Below are 5231 nucleotides of genomic sequence, written 5' to 3' on the forward strand. Positions count from 1 at the left end.
GATCCTGATCCTGGACTGCTTGCCGGCACTGTCCAGTTCCGCCTGCACGGCCAGCATGGCCAGCTTGATCAGGTCGGCCGCCGTGCCCTGCATGGGCGCGTTGATGGCCTGGCGCTCGGCACCGGCGCGGCGCGGGCCATTGCCGCCGCGGATCTCGGGCAGGTAGATGCGCCGGCCGAACAGCGTCGACACATAGCCGAGTTCGGCTGCGCTCGCCTTGGTCTCGTCCATGTACTTCTTGACGCCGGCAAAGCGGGTGAAATAGCGCTCGATGTAGTCCTTGGCCGCTTTCTGCTCGATGCCCAGCGCCGAGGCCAGGCCGAAGGCGCCCATGCCGTAGATGAGACCGAAGTTGATGGTCTTGGCGTAGCGGCGCTGCTCACTGGATACGTCGCCCAGCGCGACGCCGAACACCTCGCTGGCCGTCGCCTTGTGCACGTCCTGCCCTTCCTGGAAGGCGCGCAGCAGCCCCGGGTCCTCGCTGATGTGGGCCATGATGCGCAACTCGATCTGGGAATAGTCGGCGCTGACGATTCTGTAGCCCTCGGGCGCGACGAAGGCCTCGCGCACGCGCCGGCCTTCCGCCGTGCGGATGGGGATGTTCTGCAGATTGGGCTCGTTGYTGGACAGCCGCCCGGTCACGGCCACGGCCTGGGCGTAGTTGGTGTGCACGCGGCCGGTGTGGGCGTTGATCTGCAGCGGCAGCTTGTCGGTGTAGGTGCTCTTGAGCTTGGACAGGCCGCGGTATTCGAGGATCTTGGCCGGCAGCGGAAAGTCGGCGGCGAGTTCGGTCAATACCTCTTCGTCGGTGGATGGCGCGCCGGTGGCGGTCTTCTTCACGACCGGCAGGCCCAGCTTGGTGAACAGGATGTCGCCGATCTGCTTCGGTGAGCCGATGTTGAAGGGCTGGCCGGCGATCTCGTAGCACTGCTGCTCCAGCAGCACCAGGCGTTGGCCGATCTCATGGCTTTGCAGCTTCAGCCGTTCTGAATCGATCAGCACGCCGTTGCGCTCCACCCGCGCGAGCAGGTCGGCCGTGGGCATCTCGATGTCGCGGTAGATGTGCGTCATGCCAGCGTCGGCCTCGATCTGCGGCCACAGCACGCTGTGCAGGTGCAGGCACATCTCGGAGTCTTCACCTGAGTAGGTCGTGGCCTTGGCCACGTCGACCTGCGCGAACGGGATCTGGTGCGCGCCCTTGCCGCACAGGTCCTCGTAGCTCAGGCCCTTGCGGCCCAGGTGGCGCTCGGCGAGCGCTTCCAGGTTGTGGGTCTTGTGAGCTTCCAGCACATAGCTCTGCAGCAGCGTGTCGTGCTGCACGCCCGCAAGCGCGATGCCATGGTTGAGCAACACATGGCGGTCGTACTTCAAGTTCTGGCCGATCTTCTTGGCCGACGCATCCTCCAGCCAGGGCTTGAGCCGCGCCAGCACGGCGTCCAGCGGCAGCTGCTCGGGCGCGTCCGGGCCGCTGTGGGCCAGCGGGATGTAGGCCGCCTCGCCGGGCTTGTCGGCGAAGGAGATGCCGACGATGCGGGCGGCCATCGGGTCCAGCGAATCGGTCTCGGTGTCCAGCGCGCACAGCGGCGCGGCGTGCAGGCGGATGAGCCAGGCTTCCAGTTGCTCGAAACTCAGGATGGTTTCGTACTGGCGCGCAACCTCGGCCGCGCCGGCGGGCGGTTCCGGCTCGTCGAACAGGCCCGGGTTGGCCACCGGTGCCGCCTTGGGCTTGGCCACCACCGCGGTGCCGGTCAGCTCCTCCAGCCAGGCCTTGAAGCCGTTGCGCACGTAGAACTCGCCCAAACGCGCCTTGTCCGGCTCGCGGAAAGCCAGCTCCTCCAGCTTGGGCCAGCCCGGCACATGCTCGGCGAGCTCGCAATCCAGCTTCACGGTGACCAGCTTGCGACCCATGGGCAGCCAGTCCAGCGCCGCGCGCAGGTTCTCGCCGGCCTTGCCCTTGACCGTGGGCGCAGCGGCGATGACGCCGTCCAGCGAGCCGTATTCGGACACCCACTTCGCCGCGGTCTTGGGGCCGACGCCGGTCACGCCAGGCACGTTGTCCACGGTGTCGCCCATCAGCGTCAGGTAGTCGATGATGCGATTGGGCGGCACGCCGAACTTCTCCAGCACGCCGGCCTCGTCCAGCCTCTCGTTGCTCATCGTGTTGATGAGCTCGACGTCGGCGTTGACCAGCTGGGCCAGGTCTTTGTCGCCGGTCGACACGATGACGCGATGGCCCTCCTGGGCCGCAATGCAGCACAGCGTGCCGATGACGTCGTCGGCCTCCACGTTCGGCACCGTCAGCGTGGGCCAGCCCAGCAGCTTGACGACCTCGTGGATGGGCTCGATCTGCGCGCGCAGCTCAGGCGGCATGGGCGAGCGTTGGGCCTTGTATTCGGGATACCAGTCGTCGCGGAAGGTCTTGCCCGGCGCATCGAACACGCAGACGGCGTGGGCCGCGCCGATGTCGCTCTGCAGTTTTTTCAGCATGGCCACCATGCCACGCACCGCCCCGGTGGGCTGGCCCTCGGGGCCGCGCAGGTCGGGCATGGCATGGAAGGCGCGATACAGATAGCTGGAGCCGTCGACCAGCAGCAGGATGGGTTTACTCATGGCGACGGATTGTCCGGCAGCCCGCCACCTAGAATCGGCAGCATGTTGCGCCTTGCCGTACCCCTGCTGCTCGCTGCCCTGTGTGGCGGCGCCCTCGCTGACCCGCCGCCAGAACCCAAGGTCGAGCGCACCGTGGCCGAGGACGACCAGGTCCGCATCGAGGAGCTGAAGGTGCGCGGCGAGGCCAAGAAGGTCACGGTCAAGAACAAGCTGACCAAGGCCCCGGACTACGAAATCGTCGTCAACGACGCCGGCCGCGAATCGGCCGGCGGCACGGGCACGGGCATGCCCAAGAGCGGCTCGGGCGCGCGGGTCTGGCGAGTTCTCAAATTCTGATCGCAAGCGGCCCTCGGGGTCGCTTTCTGGACCCATGGCCGTTTTCACCGAAGTCAGYCCGGCGCAGGCGCAAGCCCTGCTAGACCATCTCGCCCTCGGGCAACTCAGCTCGCTGCGCGGCATCGGCGCGGGCATCGAGAACACGAACTACTTCGTCGATTGCCAGGATGCCAATCAAGGTGGCCACTATGTCCTGACGCTGTTCGAGCGCCTGACGGCCGAGCAACTGCCCTTCTACCTGCGCCTGATGCAGCACCTGGCCCAGCGCGGCGTGCCGGTCCCTGAACCGCACGCGGACGCCGCCGGCGAGATCCTCTTCGAGGTGGCGGGCAAGCCCGCGGCCATCGTCGACCGCCTGCATGGCGGCCACCAGCTGGCACCCGACGCCTTCCATTGCAGCCAGGTGGGTGCCACGCTGGCGCGCATGCATCTGGCGGCCCAGGATTTCCCGCTCCACCAGCCCAATCTGCGCGGCCTGGCCTGGTGGCGCGAGGTGGTGCCGCAGCTCCTGCCTTTTCTGAGCGGCCCCGAAGCCGAGCTGCTGCAAAGCGAGCTGGCCTACCAGGAACAGCTCGCCGCGTCGCAGGACTATGCCCAGCTCGCGCGCGGCCCCATCCACGCCGACCTGTTCCGCGACAACGTCATGTTCGAGCCCGGCGAAGGCCCCGGCCGCGAGCGCCTGACGGGCTTCTTCGACTTCTACTTCGCCGGCGTCGACACCTGGCTGTTCGACCTCGCCGTCTGCCTGAACGACTGGTGCATCGACCTGACCGACGGCCGCCTCATCGAGGAGCGCGCCGCCGTGTTCGTCGCCGCCTACGAGAGCGAGCGGCCGTTGTCCGGCGCCGAGCATCGCCTGCTGCCGGCCCTGCTGCGCGCGGCGGCACTGCGCTTCTGGGTGTCGCGCCTCTTTGACCTTCACTTGCCGCGTGAGGCCTCGCTGCTCAAGGCCCACGACCCACGCCACTTCGAGCGCGTGCTGCGCGAGCGCATCGCCAAGCCCTGGCACGCACTGCACGGCGGGGTCGGCGAATGACGATGCAACTGCACTTGCAGCAGGTGCCGGCCGGCAACGGGCGGCTCTGGATACGCCATGGTTTCAAGATCTTCAGGCGCCAGCCACTGGCCTTCTCGGGCCTGCTCGGCCTGGCGCTGCTGGTTTCCATGCTGCTGAGCGCGCTGCCCTTCGTCGGCCCCATGCTGGGCCTGATGGCCATTCCGGTCTGTTCGCTGGGCTTCATGCTGGCCACGCATCTGGCGCTGCAGCGCAAGATGCCCCATGTGGACGTCTTTATCGCTCCCTTCCGGCTGACGCCTGAACGGCGCCGCCACCAGTTCGTGCTGTGCGCGGGCTTTGCGCTGGTCATGCTGCTGATCCTSCTGCTGGCCGACCAGATCGACGGCGAGGTCACCCACGAGCTGATGGAGTTGATGAAGCGCGACGCGAACGCCGACGCGATCGCCGCCATCGCGGCCGACCCGCGGCTGATCTGGGGCTTCATGGTCCGCGCGGTCGGCATGACCGCACTGTCGATCCCCTACTGGCATGCACCGGCCCTGGTGCATTGGGGTGGGCAGAGCGCCGCCCAGTCGCTGTTCTCCAGCACGCTGGCGCTGTGGCGCAACAAGGGCGCTTTCGCGCTGAACGCCCTGCTGTGGGCGGCGCTGATGTTTGCCTGCAGCGGCGTCATCAGCGTGGTCTTCGGCCTGCTCGGCCTGCTGCAGTTCGCGCCGGTGGCCTCGGTGGCCTGCTTCCTGGTGCTGGCGGCGGTGTTCTACGCCTCGCTGTACTTCAGCTTTGTCGACTGCTTCATGTTCGGCGCGCCGCCGAACCTGCTCGACGACTCGAAGGGCTGACCCCTCGCTGGGTCGGCCGCGTTTTCACGCGGCCGACATGCAAGCTCCCTACATTGCGCGGCTCGTGCCAGGCCGGCGCACGGCGTGTGCGGGCCTGGCTGTGCAGTCCCTGAACAGCAGCCGCCAACATGTCCCAGACCCTGAATCGTCGCCACGCCCTGAAGTACATGGGCGTTCCCCTGATGCTCCCCCTCGGTGGAACCGCTGTCGCCGGCCTGTTGACCGGCTGCGGCGGTGGCAGCGATGACAACAACACGCCCGCTCCCAGCTTCGCGTCCGCCAGCTTCGTCGCGATGGCCGCCCCCAGCCTCGCCACCCCGGCCGACATGGCCAAGACCCTCGTCAACTCGACGCTGATGGTCAAGTTCAGCGACGACAGCACCCAGGGCTTCTCGCTGTCGTATGCCCCCTTCTTCACGACCGGCGAC

At 67.6% G+C, this 5231-nt stretch carries 4 protein-coding genes and 1 pseudogene; 4 read left to right on the plus strand and 1 reads right to left on the minus strand.

The genetic code is table 11. From position 1 onward, the window contains the following. On the minus strand, window positions 1–2610 hold a 2610-nt coding region (gene polA, locus AC1DU6_RS19350), incomplete at its 3' end, for a DNA polymerase I (RefSeq protein WP_477858970.1). 42 nt (window positions 2611–2652) lie between these two features. On the opposite strand from polA, the gene AC1DU6_RS19355 reads away from it, so the two are divergent. The 4 genes and pseudogenes from AC1DU6_RS19355 to AC1DU6_RS19370 all read left to right on the plus strand — a co-directional run. Beyond that, window positions 2653–2946 carry a hypothetical protein gene (locus AC1DU6_RS19355; protein WP_056198468.1) on the plus strand — a complete coding sequence of 98 codons (294 nt, stop codon included), beginning with the start codon at window positions 2653–2655 and terminating at the stop codon, window positions 2944–2946. Between the two features lie 34 nt (window positions 2947–2980). Then, entirely contained in the window at window positions 2981–3982 is a 1002-nt protein-coding gene (locus AC1DU6_RS19360) for a homoserine kinase (protein WP_457325232.1), read from the plus strand. A 2-nt stretch (window positions 3983–3984) separates the two neighbouring features. Beyond that, window positions 3985–4803, plus strand: a complete 819-nt coding sequence (locus AC1DU6_RS19365) for a BPSS1780 family membrane protein (RefSeq protein ID WP_056198476.1) — start codon at window positions 3985–3987, stop codon at window positions 4801–4803. 128 nt (window positions 4804–4931) lie between these two features. Beyond that, window positions 4932–5231: pseudogene (locus tag AC1DU6_RS19370) on the plus strand (alkaline phosphatase); the annotation flags it as partial.

The sequence above is a fragment of the Roseateles sp. P5_B10 genome (genome assembly GCF_056400485.1).